We start from the raw sequence: 19,741 nt of genomic DNA, 5'->3' as shown, positions 1-19,741 counted from the left end.
CAATGACGCCTGCAGCAGGTATAATATAAAGAAAGAGATAGTCGGAAGGAGAGGTTCTTATGGATATCAGGCAGCTGATTCATGAAGCGAAACAGGAGGCGTGGGCGTTTTTTGCCCATACAGATCCCGCACATGACTATTGGCACACTGAGCGGGTGGCAGCGCTTGCAGGGGACATCGCTGAAAAAGAAGGGGCCGACCCTGATATATGTATCCTGGCAGCCTGGCTTCATGACATAGGGGATGAAAAGCTTCTCGAAGAAGGCGAAGACGGAGAAGAAAAAATCATGCGCTGGCTTGAGCAAAATGAAGCCGATGAAGAATTAAAGCATCATATTATGCATATCGTTTCCTCGATATCCTTCCGGCATCATAAAGACCGGGCACCAGAGACCCTGGAAGGAAAAGTGGTGCAGGACGCAGACCGTCTTGATGCGCTGGGAGCCATCGGTATTGCCCGGACTTTTGCATTTACAGGACACATTCATCAGCCGCTTCATGATCCGCGTCCGGAATACCGGAATGAGCGAAACAGCGCGATTCAGCACTTCTTTGATAAACTGCTGAAGCTTAAGGGCATGATGAACACAAAAACAGGTCTCGAAATTGCTACAAAGCGCCAGCGTTTTATGGTCAGTTACCTGGAGGAATTTTACAGCGAATGGGAAAGAAAGGCATAAAAATGGGGCTGGCCGGTTTTACGGACAGCCCTTTTTTAATTAGGATGAAGGGGCGTTTGTGACATATTCCAAAATTTCTTCGGGGCGTTCAAAACGAAGCGTCGGCGACGTGTTTTCCGGGTGAACTGCGCCCCAGCCGGCTAAACCAAAAGCAGTGCCCGCTTTTTCGGCACTTTCACTGTCATGCTGCGTGTCGCCAATATAGATAGTGTTGGAGGCCTCTGCTCCGCTTGTTTCCATAAATGCACGGAGTGGCTCCGGAGAAGGCTTATGATGGGTAGTGTCGTCGGCGCTGATAATGTAAGAAGCAAACTGCTGCAGTCCGAAAGGTTTCATTTCATGGTCAAAAGCCTCGCGTGTTTTAGAAGTGACGATTCCCACCTGGTAGCCTTGAATGTTCAGTCCTTCGAGCAGCTCCTGAATGCCGGGGAACGTATCAATCAAAAACCGGTTGTCTTCAAGGTACATACTCCACTTTTCCTGTACCGTGCGGCGTTCGTCATCCTGCAGCCCCAGCCGGTTTAAGACGTCCGCCTCGGGCAAGCCCAGAAGCGGGCGCAGATTTTCGTTCTCAATAACTTCTCCCGTGGTTTCCTCCACAGCACGCCTCAGTGATTTAATAATAGCGTCCTCAGTATTAATAAGCGTTCCATCTACATCAAAAACAAAAGTGCCGTACATATTGACTCCTCCTAATAGATATCTCGCTACTTGGTTTTCCCGAGTTTTCCGGTTTTCAATCAACGGAAAAAAGCCCGGTGTGAGAGAGCGTTTACATAAAAAACTTTCATGTAATCTATTGAAAAATTGATGTGATATGCTACACTTTGATGGTTCGTGACGTTGGTTTTCATACAGATGAAAGCCTGAAAAAATAAAGCATGTGAGGCGCGCAACAGGCCGGAATGCCCGCATGCACCAAGGATAAAGAGTATAAAAAAAGAGAGGAGAAAAAAGGTTTGGATTTTTCAAAACTGAAAATGGAGTGGCTCGGAAATATTAGGGGTGATGTGCTGGCAGGTATTGTAGTAGCACTCGCTCTGATTCCGGAAGCAATAGCATTCTCCCTGGTGGCAGGTGTAGACCCTCAAGTAGGGCTTTATGCTTCTTTCAGCATGGCGGTAATGATTGCAATTGTGGGTGGACGCCCGGGCATGATCTCAGCCGCTACAGGGGCAATGGCATTATTGATGGTTACCCTGGTAGCTGAGCATGGACTGCAGTATCTGCTCGCAACAACAATTCTAACTGGAATAATTCAGTTAATTGCAGGCTTCAGCGGACTTGCCCGTTGGATGAAGTTTATTCCCAGATCGGTAATGGTGGGCTTCGTTAACGCTTTGGCAATTTTGATTTTCACTTCCCAGCTGGAATATTTTCAGGGTAACGGCTATTGGCCGTTTGTATTAGCGGGAATTACCCTTTTCGTCATTTATTTATTTCCGAAGCTTACAGGGGCGGTTCCTTCTACACTGGTAGCCATAATTGTTGTGAGTTTAATTGCTGTATTTGGAGGCATTAATACACAGACCGTAGGTGATATGGGAACTCTTCCATCGTCACTTCCGGTATTTTTGCTTCCGGATATCCCATTAAACTTTGAAACACTTATGATCATTCTTCCATACGCTTTATCGCTTTCTGTTGTAGGTTTACTTGAATCACTGCTGACCGCGACAATTGTTGATGACATGACGGATACGGAAAGTGATAAAAATAAGGAATCACGTGGACAGGGGATTTCCAACGTCGTGACGGGATTCTTTGGCGGTATGGCTTCTTGTGCCATGATTGGCCAATCAGTGATTAACGTAAAGTCGGGTGGTACAGGCCGGCTCTCGTCGATGACCGCAGGGGTAGTACTTCTATTTCTCATTCTTGTATTGCAGGGTCTCGTAGTTCAAATCCCGATGGCGGCACTGGCAGGAGTCATGATCATGGTCTCAATCAGTACATTTGACTGGGGCTCCCTGCCGACAATGGCAAAAGCGCCAAAAACGGATTCAACTGTAATGGTTGTAGTGGTAGCTACAGTCGTTTACACGCATAACCTTGCGATCGGCGTGGTGGCCGGTGTTATTTTGAGTGCTATTTTCTTTGCTGCTAAAATTTCAAAGGTTCACGTGAGTAAAACCGTTAAGGACGAAACGACACGGGTTTACCATGTGGACGGGCCGTTGTTTTTCGCTTCGGTAACTGACTTTGTGAAGAGCTTTGATTACAAAGAGAATTTCGAGAGAGTGGAAATTGATTTATCACGAACCCATCTCTGGGATGACTCTGCGGTCGAAGCAATTGAAAAGGTCAGACTGAAGTTTAAACAGGAAGGCACCAAAGTACACTTTACGAGCATTAACGAAGAAAGCTCGGAATTAATGCGCAAGCTTGAAGGAATGTCTTCCGGACATTAAGAAGTAGGTACAGGAGAAAGAATTGTTAATGGAGAGGGGAATGTCTGTGTACCAAAAAGTGTTACTCGCAGCAGATGGGTCCGACCATGCCCGCCGTGCTTCAGGGCATGCGGTAAAGCTATTAAAAAATGTGCCGGACGGGCATTTGGACGTCATTTATATTATTGATAAAGATCAATCCAAATCGGATGTGCTGCATTACGGAAACAAAGAAATTATTCAGATGAAGCGCCGGGAGCAGCTTGAAGATCTAGAAAGTGACCTGAAAGAAGCGGGTATTTCTTATGAGGTTCATATCGAGCACGGGGAACCGGGGCCGACCATCGTCTCCTTCGCGAATAGCGGAGCTTATGACTGCCTTGTGATCGGAAGCCGGGGACTTAACCAGCTGCAGACCATGGTACTTGGCAGCGTCAGCCACAAAGTGGTGAAGCGCGTGCAATGTCCGGTGCTTGTAGTAAAATAAAACCGCCTGCTGTGGCAGAAAGCCGCAGCAGACGGTTTTTTTATTGAATGTTTTTAGCGAGGCTCTGCTTTTCGTTTCGTGGAAGAGAGTATGTAGTCATATACAGCCTGAGCAACTCCGTGATCATCATTATGACTCGTTTCTTCATCCGCAAGCAGCTTTACCTCCTGTTCGGAATTTTCCATAGCGATGGCAGTATCGGCGTAGCGGAACATGGCTACGTCGTTAAAGTTGTCCCCGATCGCAAACGTGACTGCATCCTCCCAGCCTGCCTGGATGCGCAGGTGATGGAGACCGGACCCTTTTTCAGTATTTGGATGCATAAATTCCAGGTTTTCCCTTCCTGAAGACGTAATGGAAACGTCCTGGCGGATTTTCCAGGCGCTTCGGACGGCATCAAGCTTATCCTCGAGCGGGGAAAGCATCAAAAATTTATAAATGCTCACGTCCTCCCCCTCAATATCTTCGAGTGAGCGGAGCTGATGCATGTGAAAACGCCCGGTGTTGTATTCCTCCTTGCGCTTGAATTCTGCCATGCGGCCGTGATAATCGTTCTCTTCTTTCACGAGCTCATGGGCGTCCTCCATGAAATACTGCCAGCCCTTCGGCATGTAAAACATACCCTTGTTTGTGTAAACGTGAAAATAGACGCCAAAGTCTTCAAGCGACTGCACGACACGGATCGCTGTTTCCTTTTCCATGACGTTTTCGTATACGACGGAGCGGCCCTGATTTACGATGGCTCCATTCAGCGAAACGATGCCATCAGCTTTGAGTCCGGCGTCTTCAAGCAGATGCTCCACATCCTCAATTCCCCTGCCGGTCGCAATCACGAGCTTATGTCCTTCTGCCCGCATCCGGTTTAGTGCTTTGGCATTCTGTTCAGATATATATTTTTTCGAATGGAGAAGGGTGCCGTCCATATCAATTGCTACTACGTTCATTTCTGTCACCTCTTATGTAACGCCCGTGGCGTCTGAATTATACATTCAGAATAACACGAAATCACAAATGGAAGTTAATAATAGTTGACGAAATGGACAGAAGAAGCTATACTCCATAATTGGAAGAAAAACTGACAAACAAAAATGACTCGTATAATCGGACGAACTGGGTCCGATGTTTCTACCGGGAGCCGATTTTCCCGACTACGTGTCTCTGCGTGATCCTTCACGCAGGGGCACTTTTTTATGGTTAAAAATCATATACGGGAAGACAAAGGAGAATGAATCATGCTAAAAAAATTGTTTCAGCTGGAGGACCACCAGACGACGGTAAAAAAAGAATGGACGGCGGGCTTAACGTCCTTCTTTACCATTGCTTATATATTAATCGTCAATCCGGCTATTTTATCTGATACAGGAATGCCGTACGAATTTGCCCTTCTGGCGACAGCACTCGTGACAGCTTTTGGGTGTCTGCTCATCGGGCTGTGGGGTAATGCCCCGATCATTTTGACCCCGGGCATGGGAGTGAACGCCTTTTTCGCGTATACGCTTGTGATTGGAATGGGCTGGACATGGCAGCAGGGACTTGCGATTGTTCTTCTCTCGGGTGTGCTGTTTTTAATAACGGCATTGACGCCGCTCGCAGGAAAGCTGGCAAAAGCGGTGCCGCTGTCGCTCAAGCAGGGCATTACAGTCGGGATCGGAGTGTTTTTAACCTTTATCGGCCTGCAAAAGGGCGGGCTAGTGCAGGGAGACGCGGAAACATTTGTGGCTCTTGGCAATCTGGCAGAGCCGGCTGCGATGCTGACGCTTTTTGGTCTCGTAATAATGCTGATGCTTGTCGTCCGTAAAGTGAAGGGTGCTTTTCTGATCGGCATTGCTGTTATATCGCTTGCCGCAGGACTGTTTGGAATCAGCAGCGGCAGCGCAGGAGAAGCGACGGAAACTACCGGAGCCTACGCTTCGGTATTTACTGCAGCTGACTTTTCCGCCTGGTCGTCTATTCCGTTTTGGACGGCGGTCTTTTCTTTGACTATGATTATCGTATTTGAAAGCATGGGGCTCTTACACGGACTGCTTGAACGCAAAGAAAAATTTGGCCGTTCCTACCAGGCGGCAGCGGTCACGGCGTTTGGCAGCGGCTTTCTCGGCACGTCACCGACAATTCCAGCTGCAGAAAGCGCTGCGGGAGTGGCAGAAGGAGGGAAAACAGGGCTGACGGCGGTCGTAACCGGCCTGCTGTTTTTGGTGGCGCTTCTGTTCACGCCGCTTTTAGGATTTATTCCTGAAAGTGCGATTGCTCCTGTGCTCATTATTGTTGGAGGGATGATGGTGCAGGAAATCCGCCATATTTCCTTTGATGATGCCTCTGAATGGTTCCCGGCCTATCTTGTCATTGGGATCATTCCGCTCACGTACTCGATTGCCGACGGCATTGCCTTTGGTTTTATAGCCTATCCGCTGCTGAAGATGGCACTTGGAAGCCCCCGGGCAGTTTCGCCGGTGATGTACGCTATTTCGTTTCTTTTTTTCCTTCATTATGTATTTACCTACATGGTGTAATTCCCGCCTCCCGGGCGGGATTTTTTTATTGGCAGAAGCGGTAAAAACGCTTACGATAGATAAAGGAGATGCATACACCATAGAATTACATACATTTTTTCGAGGAAAAGAGATCCAATACGGGGGTCTGCTGCGTAAGCTGACTACATACCTCTTTTCCCACGCATTTTGAAAAAAGGAGAAGACCTATGTCGAAGTTATCGGATAACGATTTATATGAGCGCATACGAGAGCGTGACAGAGAAGCGCTTGAAATTCTGTATGATCGTTACGAACGGCTGCTTTATTCATTCGCCTACCGAATGACTAAGGATCAGCAAATAGCCGAAGAGATCATGCAAGATGTTTTTATGAAAATATGGCAGGGGAAGGGAAGCGCTGTCTACCAGAAAGATAAAGGCTCACTTTCTTCCTGGCTGCTTACGATTACACGCAACGCCTCGATTGATGCCATCCGGAGAAAAAAGCCGGAAGTGGAATGGGATCCGAGGGATTCGAAAGAGGAAATGACAGGGGTGGAAGAGCAGGTGGAGCTGAAAGAAAGCAACGAAGAGCTCGAACAGGCAATCGCGCTTCTTTCAGAGGAACAACAAAAAATTGTCCGCCTGTTTTATTTTCAGGGGCTGTCCCAGCGTAAGATTGCAGAGTCCTGCGATATACCGCTCGGTACTGTAAAGGGCCGCATCAGGCTCGCCCTAAAGAAATTAAAAGAACACCTCTCCAGGGAACGGAGGGTTGATTATGGCGAGTAATAAACAAGACTGGTTGTTTGATTATATAAATGGTCTATTAACCATAGAAGAAGAGCGGGAGTTTGAAGCCTGGCTCGAAACGGATGAGGAGACGAGGCAGGAGCTTGAAGAAATGCAGGCGATTATGGGAGAGCTGCCCCAACACATCGAACCACAGGATCCACCGGCCGGTATGAAAAGCCGGGTCATGGAGCATGTCGTCGGAAAAGAGCCGGAAGAGAAAATTACGGCGGCAAAACCAAAAAGGAAATGGAGCGCTGTGGCAGGCGCACTGGCCGCAGTACTGCTTGCTTCCATAGGCACCAATATTTATCTTGGCACGCAGTGGCAGCAGGCAGCAGAAGAACGCGAAGAACTCGCCGGAGACCTTGGAGAAATGCAAACGGCTCTTTCAGAGCTTGAAGATTCTTCACAGGAAACGGGCGAAGTAATTGCTTCACAGGAGTTTGCCCCTACAGAAAACTCCCAGGGAAGCGGAAGAGTCACGCTTCTTAATGCTGAGCAGCAGGGAGAAATGGCTGTGCACGTAGAGGGACTCGAAAATCTTGATAATAGTGAAGTCTATCAGGTGTGGATGGTTGGTGACGGCAACCAGATGGTGCCGGCAGGATCATTTACAACCAATGAAGACGGAAGTGGTTCGCTTGTCTTCCCGTCGGATGCAGTGAATGAAGATTGGAACGCCGTGGCGATTACGAGAGAGCCGGAGCCGGACAACGAAGCACCTGAGGGTGAAGTGGTGCTCGAAGCTCCGTTTTCCTAAAGACACGAAAAGACCGGAAATTTTTTCCGGTCTTTTTTGCATAATAAATTACCTTCACACCAGTAGTTTTGGAAGAATGGATTAAATAAAAAGTCACAAAATATTCACAAAATATGATCCAGCCGTGTATTTGTTTCGTTAGCTGACTGAAACTAAATATAAGGGGGATTCATTCATGTACATCAACTGGAAACGCACCGCCATAGCCCTGCCGTTATCTGCCGCCGTTATTATTCCGGCAGCACCGGGAGTCGCTTCAGCCGACAGCCACGACGGCCACGACGATATGGAAATGTCAGAGGAAATGATGGCTTCTGCAGCTACGCCGGCCGGAGACCTCAGGGCCCAGCTGGACCATTACCTTTCAGAACACGCATATCTGGCAGTAACGACGATGCAGAAGGGGGCGGACGGAGCAGATGATTTTGAAGAATCCGCCGCTGCATTAGAAGCAAATACGAAGGATCTTTCAAGTACTATCACATCCGTTTACGGGGAAGAAGCGGGTACACAGTTTGAAGAAATGTGGAGCGAACACATCGGCTACTTTGTTGATTATGTGGAAGCGACGGGAGCGGAGGACGAGGAAGCAAAGCAGGAGGCGCTCGACAACCTCGGAAATTATCAGACAGAGTTTTCGGAGTTTCTTGACAGCGCTACTGAAGGCGGACTTGAAGCCGACGCAGCTGCGGAAGGTCTCGGGATGCACGTGGATCAGCTGATCGGTGCTTTTGACAGCTACGTTGCAGGCGATTACGAGGAAGCCTACAGCATGTCAAGCGATGCCATTGAGCACATGTATGGAGTCAGCGAAGGCTTATCAGGAGCTATTGCCGCCCAGTTTCCGGAAGAGTATGACAACACCACACCAGATACTCCGGCGGTTGATCTTCGTTCGGATCTGAACTTCCTGCTTTCAGAACACGCAGCACTCGCTGTAACGACGATGCAGAAGGGCGGAGCCGGAGCGGAGGATTTCGGAGCAGCAGCAGGAATCCTGAACCAGAATACGCAGGAGCTCTCTGATACGATTGCTTCCGTCTACGGAGAGGAAGCCGGAGAACAGTTTGAAGAAATGTGGAGCGAACACATCGGCTACTTTGTTGATTACGTGGAAGCGACGGGAGCGGAGGACGAGGAAGCAAAACAGGAAGCGCTCGACAACCTCGGAAACTATCAGACAGAGTTCTCTGAATTCCTGGCAGGGGCTACCGAAGGTGAATTGGAAGCAGAAGGACTTTCTGAAGGCCTCGGGATGCACGTGGATCAGTTAATCGGGGCGTTTGACAGCTATACAATGGAAGAGTACGACAGTGCCTATGAAGATACACGCGAAGCTTACGGCCATATGTTTGGCGTGAGTGAAGGTCTTTCCGGCGCCATTGTGGCTCAGTATCCGGAGAATTTTGAAGAGAGCTCTTCTGATGAAGCAATGCCGGAAGAAATGCCACAGACCGGCCTTGGCGGCTCTGAACAGAACGTGAGCCCCTGGGGGATTGCTGCCGGCAGCATGGCGCTCATTCTGGCAGGTATCGCTGTAACGAAGCGCCGCCGCGAAGAAGCGTAGCATTTATTTTTAAAAAGACTGTCCTGCAGAGGGCAGTCTTTTTGTGTCCGGGCGCCAGACATGGTATGTATGAGATACTGATAAAAGGGAAAAGAAAAAAGCATGGAATAAGCGCAAGTGAAAGGAGAAAGTAAAGCAGATGAATTGGAAAATAATCGCAGCCGCAGGGACGATGCTTATCGCTGCAGGGTGCTCCGGAGGTTCAGAGGAAAGCGGGACGTCCTGGGAGGAAGAGGAGTGGGAGGATATTGAGGAAGAAGCCGCAGGAACGACCGTGGAATTACATATGTGGGGCGGGGACCAGGGAACCAATGAATACATAGACGAATGGGTGGCCCCGCGTTTGGAGGAGCAGTACGATATTACGCTGAACCGGAATCCGATTGAAACCGAAGATGCACTGCAAAATCTTTATTCTGAAAAAGAAGCGGGCACGGAAGAAGGGACGATGGATATCGTCTGGCTGAACGGAGAGAATTTCCGTAACGCAAAGGAGAACGAGCTTTTATACGGTTCCTTCGCAGACGCTCTCCCGAACGTGGAAAATCATATTGATATGGAGGCCGATACAAACGCGTATGATTTCGGTACACCGGTTGAAGGGATGGAAGTGCCGTGGGGGTCGGTACAGTTTACCTTCATGTATGACACCGAAAAGGTTGATACGCCTCCAAACAGTATTGAAGAGCTTGCCGCCTGGGTGGAGGACAACCCGGGAGAGTTTACGTATCCGGAAGCGACCGATTTTACCGGCAACGCGTTTTTGCGCCATTTTATTTATAACAATGTCGAAGCCGAACAAGTCATTGAACAGGGATACGATGAAGAATGGATCGATGAACAAAGCGGCAGTATGTGGGAGACCCTGCGGGAAATGGAGCCGGATCTATGGAGAGACGGGGAGACGTATCCATCGTCGCTCAGCCAGCTTGACCGGCTGTACCGGGACGGCGAAGTGTCTATGACCATGGGCTACAATGAAGCGAGAGCAGAAAGCCTCATCCAGGACGGCACATTTCCGGAAACAACGGACACGTTTGTATTTGACGACAATTCGATAGGAAACACCCATTATCTGTCCATTCCTTTTAACAGCACAAATGTACCGGGAGCGATGGCTGCGATCAATTACTTAGTATCTCCGGAAGCGCAGCTGCAGAAACAGGCGCCGTCAATGTGGGGGGACAGCACCGTGCTTGATCTTGATACGCTCTCAGAGGAGATGCGCCAAAAATTTATTGAACAGGACCGCGGGGATTCCGTGCTGGATACCGAAGTGCTGAACGATGCTTATCAGCCGGAAATGGATGCAGGCTATGCAGAGTGGACCGAAGACCGGTGGGAAAATGAAATTGTTCAAAGGTAAAAGCATGATAGCTATGCTTTTGCCGGCGCTTCTTGTTACGGCAGGGCTTTCATTTTACGCGGTTGCAGTACTATGGACGCGGCTTGGCGCAGAAGGAAATCCATTAGTTGTCCTTAATGACGTAGCATCGCTGCCTTCTTTTTGGGAAAGCCTCAGCTTCAGTCTTGGAGTGACGGCCGTTTCCACCGTGCTTTCTTTAGGGATCGGGGTGGCGGCGTCTAAACTGTTGTTTGGGAAAAAACGGAGCGCCGGTGCCGGTGCGCTGTTCTGGATCCCGATGGCTGTTCCTCATTTTGTGGGGGCCTATCTTGTCATCTGGTTTTTTTCACAAAGCGGATGGGCGGCGTCTCTGACGCAGCAGCTGGGCTGGATTGACAATAGAACAGAGTTCCCTATCCTGACAAATGATACAAGCGGCATAGGCATTGTTTTATCCTACGTATGGAAAGAGGTGCCTTTCGTGGTGCTGATGACAGCCCCGGTCTACCTTGAGATGAACAATTCGGTGAAGCATGCGGTGGCAACGCTTGGCGGCGGGTCCTTCCGTAAATTTAAAGACGGGGAATGGCCTTATTTAAAAGCAGTAACCTTGGAAACGGGAGTAATCCTGTTTGCGTTTGTATTCGGTGCCTTTGAAGTGCCGGGGCTGGTGGGGGCAACCCGCCCGGAAATGATTGGTGTTACCATTTTTGAATGGTACAGCGGCGGAAACTGGGAGGAACGTCCTTATGCCTACGCAGTATCGGCCTGGACAGGCGTGGTGTTCATCATTCTCAGCGCACTTTTGATGTGGTATACCCGCCGGCTGCGTATCCGGATATGGAGGGGGGAGTAGCATGAAAAGAAAAGCAGCGGCAGCCGCTTTTGCGCTTTGCTTTGCAGTCCCTTTGCTTGCGCTCGTGGTGCAGAGCTTCGCTGCGGAATGGCCGTTTGGGGAAATTTGGCCGCTGGTATGGACGCTCGATGGCTGGAGAGTGCCATTTGGCGATCCACTGCTTGCAGAGGCCTGGGGGCGGACGATTCTTATTGCCCTCTGTGTGGCGGCTCTGAATCTCGTAATTGGCATTCCGGCAGCTAAAGCGCTTGTTGTCCGGGAATTCAGGGGAAAGGAACTGATAGATGCGATGCTTTTAGTTCCCGTGCTTCTTCCCATTACCGCCCTTGCTGTCGGGCTGCACATTTTTGCTCTGCAAAGCGGTACAGCAAATACATGGTACGGAGTCGCCTTTTTTCATCTGCTGCCGACACTTCCGTACACGATTCGTATCATTCGTGCCGGCTACGAGCGGGTAGGAAGAAGCCAGTATGAACAATCGCGAAGCCTCGGTGGCGGGGCAGCCGCCAGGTTTTTGCTGATTGAGCTTCCCCAGATGACTGCTTCTGTGCGTACAGCTGTCTTTTTTGCAGTCGTTATTTCTGTCAGCCAGTTCGCCCTGACTGTTATTATAGGAGGAGGAACAGTGACGACTATGGCGGTATTGTATTATCCGTATACAAACAGTGCGGCACCTTCAGCCGTCAGCGCCTTTTCATTAATGACAGCAGCGCTTCCGGCGGCTGCTGCGCTTTTTGCTGACGTAGTGCTCAGAGTCAGTACGAAAATTTTAAAATCGTGGTAGGAGTAGGGAAATATGTCATATGTGTCAGTTCAGAATGGAAGCAAGGTATATCAGGAAAACCAGGTGCTCCGGAACATAAACCTCGAGCTTAAAGAGGGGGAAAACAGAAGCCTGGTCGGGAAATCCGGCACGGGAAAATCGACGCTTTTACGCTGTATTGCGGGGATTGATACGTTTTCAAGCGGTACGGTGATGATTGACGGGACAAGTGTAAATGAAAATCCGGCTGAGAAGCGTCCTGTCGTTTTAATGTTTCAGCAGCCGCTGCTTTTTCCGCATTTAACGATTCTGCAAAACGTTACGTACGGGCTGAAAATGAAACGAATACCCAAAAAAGAACGCACGAAAGCCGGCAGGCAGCTGCTCGAAAAAATGGAGATAGCGGAGCTTGAAGCACTGTACCCGTATCAATGCTCCGGAGGCCAGCAGCAGCGTGTGGCCCTTGCGCGGGCGATAGCTGTAACGCCGAAAGTACTGCTGCTTGATGAGCCATTTTCGAGTCTGGACAGTTCTTTACGTAAAACGATGCGCCGCTGGGTAAAAGGAATACTTGAGCAGGAAAACATCACTTCAATGTTTGTAACGCACGACCGGGAGGAGGCGTTCGATATGGGAGAGAGCGTCAGTGTGATGGCCGGAGGAGAAGTTATAGAAACAGGTGACAGGGAAAAACTGATGCGGGCGCCGGAGCGAAAAGAGACCGCTTCGCTGCTCGCAGATGGATGGTGGTTTCCGGAGAAAGGCTTTGTACCGGCCGAAGCTTTGCGGGTTTCAAAAGAAGCGGGGAAGGATTATTTCGCTGCTGAGGCAGGGCCTGTGAAAAAACAGTACGGCCTGTGGATTCAGACATTTTATGAAGTCGGGGGCGTCCAGTCCGTTACTCTGGCTGTGAATGAGCCGTTTCGTGGAAGAACGTTTATAATCCCGGTTTGAAAAGGAGGCAGCGTATGAGTACTAAAAGCATTATAAAATATGTTGTTTTTCTGACAGCTGTCGTGACAATCGCCTGGCTGAACGCTGAAGTGTTCCGATTCTCGCCGCAGGCGGTAAGGGATGAAATTCTAATACTCGGTGCATGGGCTCCTGTTATGTACATAGCCGCCTGTATGCTCCGGCCGCTTATTTTATTTCCAGCGTCGATCATGTCGCTTGCCGGTGGTCTCGCTTTTGGTCCGGCTGCAGGCGTGATATACATTTTAATTGGCGGGACGAGCGGGGCCCTGCTTGCATACGGGCTCGGACGCCTGCTCGGGAAAGAATTGTTTCAGACAAAAATTAAAGGGCGGATGGAAATCTGGCGCAGGAAGCTCGAAGCGGAAGGCTTCCGGGCAACGCTTTTGATGCGGCTTCTGCCCGTGTTGAATTTTGACCTTGTCAGTTACGTGTGCGGGCTGTCCAGGGTGCGCCTGTCCTCCTATACAGCAGCCACCGTTATTGGGCTGCTCCCGGGGGCCATTGGCTACAGTTTTTTAGGCTCGGGGCTGTTAACCGGGGAATGGAGGTATATAGTGAGCGCAGTCAGCGTTTTTGCAGCTCTTTTAATCGTAGTTGTCATTTTACGGAAAAAAGGGTATGAAAATAATATAAACAACGTAAATGGGGATCTGCAATGATTGATACACATGCCCGGAAATGGGCAGATCCGGTTATAGACAAAACAGCCGACTGGTTTCTGAAGCGGCGTTGGACAGCCAACCAGGTAACGGTTCTGGCATTTGGAATCGGGGTGCTTACAGGTCCGCTCATTTATTTTGACGCCGCATGGGCAGCATTTGTCTGTCTCTGGATTTCAGGATTTTTAGACACAGTGGATGGGGCTATGGCGAGAAAAACCAGGCCTTCTGCGTTTGGGACGGTGCTTGATATTACGTTTGATCGTCTTGTGGAAGCGAGTGTTCTGCTCGGGCTCGCCTTCCGGTATCCGGATTTAATGTGGCTGCTTCTTCTATTAAGTGTTTCCATATTGTTTTCGATTACCGTGTTTTTAACAGTGGGAAACATGTCGGAACAAAGCGGAGTCAAATCGTTTTACTACCAGGCGGGACTGGCTGAGCGAACTGAAGGATTTATTTTGTTCTCCCTCATGATGCTTTTTCCATCTTTTTTACTGTATTCCACTGCTTTATTTTTATTTGTCGAAACATTTACCGGCCTGCAGAGGCTGCTGGAAGCAAAACGATTATTAAAGGAGCAGGATGAGAATGCCGCAGATTGATTACGATTTAATAGTGCTTGGGGGCGGGTCCGGCGGACTGACCGTTGCCTCAGGAGCAGCGCAGTTTGGCATGAAGACCGCTTTGGTCGATGACCGGGAAAACCTTGGAGGTGAATGCCTGCATGCCGGATGTATACCGTCGAAAGCATTTGTAACTGTCGGAAGAGAAATCCAAAATGCGAGAAGAGCGGCAGAAGAATTTGGTCTGCAGCTGGACGGAGACGCTGATTTTGAACAGGTGAAAAAAAGAGTGCAGGACGCAGTAGCTGACGTGCAGGAGCTTGATGACATAAGCGAATTCGAAGCACTCGGAATTGACGTGTACATGCGGCGCGGGGAATTCATGGACCCCCATCATTTGTATCTTGAAGATGGAAGTGTCATCGGCGGAAAAAGAATCGTCATCGCCACCGGCTCGAGTCCGAACGTGCCTCCAATTGAAAATCTGGAGTTTCTGCCTTACTACACGAATGAAACGATTTTCGAGGCAGAGAAGCTGCCGGAAAAACTGGTGTGTGTTGGAAGCGGCCCCGTGGGTATGGAGCTTGCCCAGACGCTCGCACGAATTGGCTCTTCCGTGACAGCGGTAGACTCGAACGATCGCATTTTCTCAAAAGAAGAAAAGGAAATTGCTGAACGGGCGCAGAAGGAATTAGAGAAGGAAATCCATTTTATTCCCAACAGCCGGGTGGTAAGACTCGAAAAAGAAAATGGACGCGTGTATGCTGTCACAGAGGGAAAAATCGAACAGAAGATCGAAGCGGACGCGCTTTTGCTTGCGGCAGGGCGTGTGCCAAACACAAATAACATAGGATTAGAAAAAGCAGGTGTGAGGGTAAAGAAAGATAGGAGCATCGACGTTTCGAATACAATGCAGACGTCTGTGCCGCATATTTACGCCGTGGGTGACGCAAGCGGAGGCTATATGTTCACGCATGCGGCCGGTATGGAAGGTCAGACTGTGGTCTCCAACGCTGTTTTCGGGCTGCGCCGGAAAATTAATTATAATGCGCTCCCCTGGGCGTATTATACCGAGCCGGAAATTTTTCATCTGGGGATCACCGAGGAAGAAGCAAAGCGTCTTGACGGCGTAGATGCCCGTATTTACCGTATTGAAGGAAAACAGGTGGACCGTTTTCTGGCTGAAGGCGACCCGGTTCCTTTAGTGAAAATTATTACCGATCAAAAAGGAAACATTATCGGGGCCCATGCTGTCGGACGCCATGCGGCCGATTGGATGCAGCAGGTCACCGCAGCAAAAACATGGAAGAAGAAGCTGCGGTCATTTTCGAGTGTAGTGTATCCGTATCCGGCTCACGGGGATATCGTGAAAAAAGCAGCGGATGAATACTGGCGGGAGGCTTTGTTTAACAGTCCCGTCAACAAGGTACTTAAAAAGTATGTAGCATGGTTTCGGTAATTGAAGAGACAGAGGAGGAAATATAGTGACTAAACGAGTAATATTCGTTGGAGCAGGCCATACCCATCTTTCCGTAATAAAAGAATGGAAGAAAAAGAAAAAAGACGTAGAGTGGATTCTTATTTCCCCGGGACAGTACCAGTATTATTCAGGTATGTATTCAGGCTATATGGAAGGGCGCTACGCAATCGAAGACATCCGTGTCCCGCTTCGGTCATTCTGTAACGAAAACGGCGGTACATTTGTTTCGGCCAAGGTCACTTCCATTGATCCGGAGCAGAATATTGTACTCACCAATGCAGGTAAAGTTATGCATTTTGACTATTTGTCCGTAGATATCGGCGCCCAGCCGAAAGGGCTTGAAATTCCGCATGTGCAAAAGCATGCGGAGGTCTTAAAAGCTAACGAAAACTTCTCCGAAGCGGTGGAAAGTGTTCGGACAAGCCATCACCCGGTTGTTGTCGGCGGCGGCTATGCTGGAGTCGAGATGGCATTTACCACACAGGCATGGAGAAGTAAAAACAAGTTCCAGTCTCCGGTGAAAATTATTTCCGGAAGTAAACTGCTTCCGGAGGACACAGAAGAAACACGGCAGCAGGTGTACGATCTTCTTGATAAGAGAGGGATTGAATACTTTGAAAACGAAGAGGTGCACCGGGTGACAGACCGGACGGTGGAAACTGATTCGCTGTCCTTCCCGTATGAAGAGCTGTTGTGGATGACCGGACCGAAAGCGCCGGCCTGGTTTGAAGCCTCCCGGCTGCCGGTCGACAGCGAAGGCTATCTGCTCGTAAACGAACACCTGCAGTCAGTAGCATATCCGCAAATATTCGGAGTGGGAGACTGCGTTACCATCGCCGGACATGAAGACATTCCGAAAAACGGAATATCAGCTGTTAAAGAAGCTCCGGTGCTTCTTGAAAACATCAAGCGTTCCCTGAAAGGCAAAAAGCTGACCAAGTATTCGCCGCAAAAAAATTATATGGCGATCCTGAATCTTGGAGGCAAGCAGGGGCTGATGATTTACGGTGACAAAACTCGTGCAGGCAAAGCGCCGTTTAAAATTAAGCACCGGATCGACAAAAAATTCATCAAAGAACTACAGCCATCAAGAAAAGCGTAGTCCCGCATTTCAGGAGACTTATCCGGCTGGCCTGTTCCCTGGCTGGACTTGGCCAGAGCCAAGGAAGCCAGGGCGGCCAACGGAATAAGCGACTGCGGGACGAAGCTGGACATCAAGAAAAGCGTAGATGCCCGCCGAAGGCATGAAATGAAAATCCTTTGTACAACGTAAAAAACGGACTGCCTTTTCAACAGGCAGTCCGTTTTGCTATCTTCCTACGTCGTCTGGCTGGAAACGAAATAAGAATTTTCGTGGAAGGAAATATCAGGATATTTATCTTTGGCCATGTTTAACTGGAATTCATTTTCAAAAAGAGCAACTAAACGGTCATTTCGGTCCAGAGCCAAATTCTTTTGTTTTCTGGTGAATGTGTTCATTGCCTCCGCTGGGCCGTCGACCCATCTGGCGACTGACAATGGAAGATTTTCCATTTTAATATGAGCATTATACTCATTATTCAGCCGGTGCTCGAGTACTTCAAACTGAAGCACCCCAACAACGCCGACAATCTGCTGCTCCGGCACCCGCTGATAGGTTTTAAACAGCTGGATGGCTCCTTCTTCGGTTAACTGCTGCAGTCCTTTTTCAAATGATTTGTGTTTCATCGCATCTTTAACAGAAATGGCAGCAAAATGTTCAGGAGAAAAGTGAGGCATTTCTTCAAAAGAAAATGTGCCTGATTCTGCAAGCGTGTCGCCGATTCGGAAGGTGCCCGGATCGTACAGGCCGATAATATCGCCGGCGTATGCTTCCTGAACGATGCTTCGGTCCTTGGCAAGAAACTGCGTTGGCTGGTGAAGCTTCATGTTCTTGCCGATACGGACGTGATTGACCTGCATACCCGGAGAATATTTACCTGAAGTAATTCTCATAAAGGCGATCCGGTCGCGGTGTTTTGGATTCATGTTAGCCTGAATCTTGAAAATAAATCCGGAAAAATTGTCACTGAGCGGGGAAACGAACCCCTGATCGCTTTCTCTGCCGACAGGAGCCGGTGCCCATTCCATGAAATACTCGAGGAAATTCTGTACCCCGAAGTTCGAAACAGCGCTGCCGAAAAAGACAGGGGTGAGCTCACCGCTTTTAATACGTTCTTCATCATACGCATCCCCGGCTACATCGAGAAGTTCAATTTCCTCCTGAAAAGCAGCCAGGAGCTGCGGATCAATACGTTCTTTCAGCTTGGGATCATCGGTGCCGTTTACGTAAACGACTTCTGTCTGGGACGGGGAATCCGGGTTGAACCACTCTACTTTTTTGGCATGGCGGTCATAGATGCCGTGAAAATCCTGGCCCATGCCAATCGGCCAGTTGACCGGGTACGAACGGATACCTAAAATGTCTTCCATTTCTTCCATCAGCTCGAACGGGTCCCTCCCCTGGCGGTCCAGTTTGTTAATGAATGTGAAGATAGGAATGCCTCTCATGCTGCAGACTTTAAACAGCTTTTTGGTCTGTGCCTCGACCCCTTTGGCCGCGTCAATAAGCATGGTTGCCGAATCGGCTGCAGTCAGCGTACGATACGTATCTTCACTGAAGTCTTCGTGGCCGGGAGTGTCGAGAATATTGATGCGGTGTCCTTGGTAATTGAACTCCATGACAGAGCTTGTGACAGAGATACCGCGCTGCTTTTCGATTTCCATCCAGTCACTCGTGGCGTGACGCTGGTTTTTCTTTCCTTTAACGCTTCCGGCTTCGCGGATCGCGCCTCCAAAGTACAAGAGCTTTTCCGTTAAGGTCGTTTTCCCGGCGTCCGGGTGCGAAATAATGGCAAACGTCTTTCGGGATTCGATTTCGTTTTTCCATGTAGCCATTCGTTATATCCATCCTTCGTTTAAATTTGCTGATAATCTGCCCGCGTTCGTAAGCACTCTTCCTATCTTAATAGATAATCTTTGTTTTCGGCAACAACAAGGAGGGTAAAGTACCATAGTAATTATTTTGATAAGTAAAGTTTTAGATTTAATTAATGTAAAATATAGGACAATAGCCGCAAAAATTTGTAAAATTCCTTTGAAATGTTTATTTTCAAGAAATTAATGGTAAAATTTTAATATAACGTTATCATTTATATATTTAATTATCTATCTATCTTTTATAAGAGGTGAATGACATGAGATTCAAAAGAACAGCCGTTGTCGGTGCTCTGTCAGCAACACTTATTTTCCCATTGACCGCTCTAGGGCAGGATACATACACCGTAGAGTCAGGAGATACTTTATACACGATTGCTGAAGATCACGGCGTAAGTGTGGACGCGCTCATGGAAGAAAACAGCAGCATTGAAAATCCAGACATGATTAGCGTAGGCGAGAGTATTGCTATTCCGGGAAGCGAAAGCAATTCTTCTTCAGAAAGCAGTTCAGCTGAAACTTCAGATGCGGTTTCTTCCCAGAGTGAGTCTGAGTTTGAACAGGAAGTGGTTCGTCTGACAAATGAAGTGCGGGCAGAAAATGGACTTGCGCCGGTGGAAGCAGAAAGTTCTCTGCAAAGCGTAGCGGACGCGAAGTCCCAGGACATGATTGAGAATGATTATTTTGCCCATGAGAGCCCGACGTACGGCAGTCCTTTTGAAATGATGAAAGAATTCGGCGTGAGTTATGAGGGTGCCGGCGAAAACATTGCAGCTGGACAGGATACGCCGCAGGACGTTGTCGATGCGTGGATGGATTCCCCGGGGCACCGTGATAACATTCTCAATCCGGACTTCACGCATATCGCCATCGGCTATGAAGAAGGCGGAGAATATGGTCAGTACTGGACACAGATGTTTTTGGAAAAATAAATAATCAGGGAAAAGCGGCTGCTTGAAGGCAGGCGCTTTTTTTGTGTTTAAATCATGAAAAAAG

The 19,741-nt window shown here is 48.8% G+C and carries 19 protein-coding genes and 1 riboswitch; of the genes, 16 read left to right on the top strand and 3 right to left on the bottom strand.

The annotated features are described in order from the left end of the window. Nucleotides 1–59 precede the first annotated feature (59 nt). The gene (locus BLV22_RS05630) at nt 60–680 is read left to right on the top strand and encodes an HD domain-containing protein (RefSeq protein ID WP_091612410.1); all 621 of its coding nucleotides are present in this window, start codon (nt 60–62) and stop codon (nt 678–680) included. A 39-nt stretch (nt 681–719) separates the two neighbouring features. Here BLV22_RS05630 and BLV22_RS05625 read toward each other — a convergent pair whose 3' ends face one another. Further along, complete coding sequence (locus BLV22_RS05625) at nt 720–1,361, bottom strand: HAD family hydrolase (RefSeq protein ID WP_176967668.1); 642 nt, start codon at nt 1,359–1,361, stop codon at nt 720–722. A gap of 278 nt (nt 1,362–1,639) precedes the next feature. On the opposite strand from BLV22_RS05625, the gene BLV22_RS05620 reads away from it, so the two are divergent. Both BLV22_RS05620 and BLV22_RS05615 read left to right on the top strand, forming a co-directional pair. Next, nucleotides 1,640–3,091, top strand: a complete 1,452-nt coding sequence (locus BLV22_RS05620; protein ID WP_091613339.1) for a SulP family inorganic anion transporter — start codon at nt 1,640–1,642, stop codon at nt 3,089–3,091. 46 nt (nt 3,092–3,137) lie between these two features. Further along, a complete protein-coding gene (locus BLV22_RS05615) occupies nt 3,138–3,557 on the top strand; it encodes a universal stress protein (RefSeq protein ID WP_091613337.1) in 420 nt (139 codons plus the stop codon). A gap of 53 nt (nt 3,558–3,610) precedes the next feature. Here the strand turns inward: BLV22_RS05615 and BLV22_RS05610 are convergent, their stop codons facing one another. Further along, entirely contained in the window at nt 3,611–4,501 is an 891-nt protein-coding gene (locus tag BLV22_RS05610) for an HAD family hydrolase (protein WP_091612405.1), read from the bottom strand. Between the two features lie 129 nt (nt 4,502–4,630). After that, a riboswitch (purine riboswitch) is annotated at nt 4,631–4,728 on the top strand. 61 nt (nt 4,729–4,789) lie between these two features. Between BLV22_RS05610 and BLV22_RS05605 the strand changes: the two genes are divergently transcribed. From BLV22_RS05605 to BLV22_RS05550, 12 genes are all read left to right on the top strand, one after another. Beyond that, a complete protein-coding gene (locus tag BLV22_RS05605; RefSeq protein ID WP_091612401.1) occupies nt 4,790–6,067 on the top strand; it encodes an NCS2 family permease in 1,278 nt (425 codons plus the stop codon). 188 nt (nt 6,068–6,255) lie between these two features. Continuing rightward, on the top strand, nt 6,256–6,819 hold the full coding sequence (locus BLV22_RS05600) for an RNA polymerase sigma factor (RefSeq protein ID WP_091612398.1): 564 nt from the start codon (nt 6,256–6,258) through the stop codon (nt 6,817–6,819). Continuing rightward, nucleotides 6,809–7,582 carry an anti-sigma factor domain-containing protein gene (locus tag BLV22_RS05595; protein WP_091612396.1) on the top strand — a complete coding sequence of 258 codons (774 nt, stop codon included), beginning with the start codon at nt 6,809–6,811 and terminating at the stop codon, nt 7,580–7,582. The genes BLV22_RS05600 and BLV22_RS05595 overlap by 11 nt, the downstream gene beginning before the upstream one ends. Nucleotides 7,583–7,757: 175 nt before the next feature. Further along, nucleotides 7,758–9,149: a copper amine oxidase gene (locus BLV22_RS05590; RefSeq protein WP_245724024.1), complete on the top strand. Its 1,392-nt coding sequence runs from the start codon at nt 7,758–7,760 to the stop codon at nt 9,147–9,149. Nucleotides 9,150–9,288: 139 nt separating this feature from the next. Next, nucleotides 9,289–10,515, top strand: coding sequence for an ABC transporter substrate-binding protein (locus tag BLV22_RS05585; protein ID WP_091612393.1), 1,227 nt, complete (start codon nt 9,289–9,291; stop codon nt 10,513–10,515). Then, nucleotides 10,466–11,350: an ABC transporter permease gene (locus tag BLV22_RS05580; RefSeq protein ID WP_176967667.1), complete on the top strand. Its 885-nt coding sequence runs from the start codon at nt 10,466–10,468 to the stop codon at nt 11,348–11,350. Before BLV22_RS05585 ends, BLV22_RS05580 begins: the two co-directional genes overlap by 50 nt. A gap of 1 nt (nt 11,351) precedes the next feature. Then, entirely contained in the window at nt 11,352–12,134 is a 783-nt protein-coding gene (locus BLV22_RS05575) for an ABC transporter permease (protein ID WP_091612389.1), read from the top strand. Between the two features lie 12 nt (nt 12,135–12,146). Continuing rightward, nucleotides 12,147–13,067 carry an ABC transporter ATP-binding protein gene (locus BLV22_RS05570; protein WP_091612386.1) on the top strand — a complete coding sequence of 307 codons (921 nt, stop codon included), beginning with the start codon at nt 12,147–12,149 and terminating at the stop codon, nt 13,065–13,067. 14 nt (nt 13,068–13,081) lie between these two features. Further along, on the top strand, nt 13,082–13,747 hold the full coding sequence (locus tag BLV22_RS05565) for a TVP38/TMEM64 family protein (protein ID WP_091612383.1): 666 nt from the start codon (nt 13,082–13,084) through the stop codon (nt 13,745–13,747). Then, nucleotides 13,744–14,349, top strand: coding sequence for a CDP-alcohol phosphatidyltransferase family protein (locus BLV22_RS05560; protein ID WP_091612381.1), 606 nt, complete (start codon nt 13,744–13,746; stop codon nt 14,347–14,349). Before BLV22_RS05565 ends, BLV22_RS05560 begins: the two co-directional genes overlap by 4 nt. Next, nucleotides 14,336–15,769, top strand: a complete 1,434-nt coding sequence (locus BLV22_RS05555) for a dihydrolipoyl dehydrogenase family protein (RefSeq protein ID WP_176967666.1) — start codon at nt 14,336–14,338, stop codon at nt 15,767–15,769. The genes BLV22_RS05560 and BLV22_RS05555 overlap by 14 nt, the downstream gene beginning before the upstream one ends. A 25-nt stretch (nt 15,770–15,794) precedes the next feature. After that, a complete protein-coding gene (locus BLV22_RS05550) occupies nt 15,795–16,892 on the top strand; it encodes an NAD(P)/FAD-dependent oxidoreductase (RefSeq protein ID WP_176967665.1) in 1,098 nt (365 codons plus the stop codon). Nucleotides 16,893–17,107: 215 nt separating this feature from the next. On the opposite strand, the gene BLV22_RS05545 is transcribed toward BLV22_RS05550, so the two are convergent. Then, nucleotides 17,108–18,706, bottom strand: a complete 1,599-nt coding sequence (locus tag BLV22_RS05545) for a peptide chain release factor 3 (protein WP_091612373.1) — start codon at nt 18,704–18,706, stop codon at nt 17,108–17,110. 299 nt (nt 18,707–19,005) lie between these two features. Between BLV22_RS05545 and BLV22_RS05540 the strand changes: the two genes are divergently transcribed. Then, a complete protein-coding gene (locus BLV22_RS05540; protein WP_091612370.1) occupies nt 19,006–19,677 on the top strand; it encodes a CAP domain-containing protein in 672 nt (223 codons plus the stop codon). Nucleotides 19,678–19,741 lie beyond the last annotated feature (64 nt).

It is taken from the genome of Marinococcus luteus (assembly GCF_900106595.1).
Lineage (GTDB): Bacteria > Bacillota > Bacilli > Bacillales > Marinococcaceae > Marinococcus > Marinococcus luteus.
This window is presented reverse-complemented; position numbering and strand designations above follow the sequence as displayed.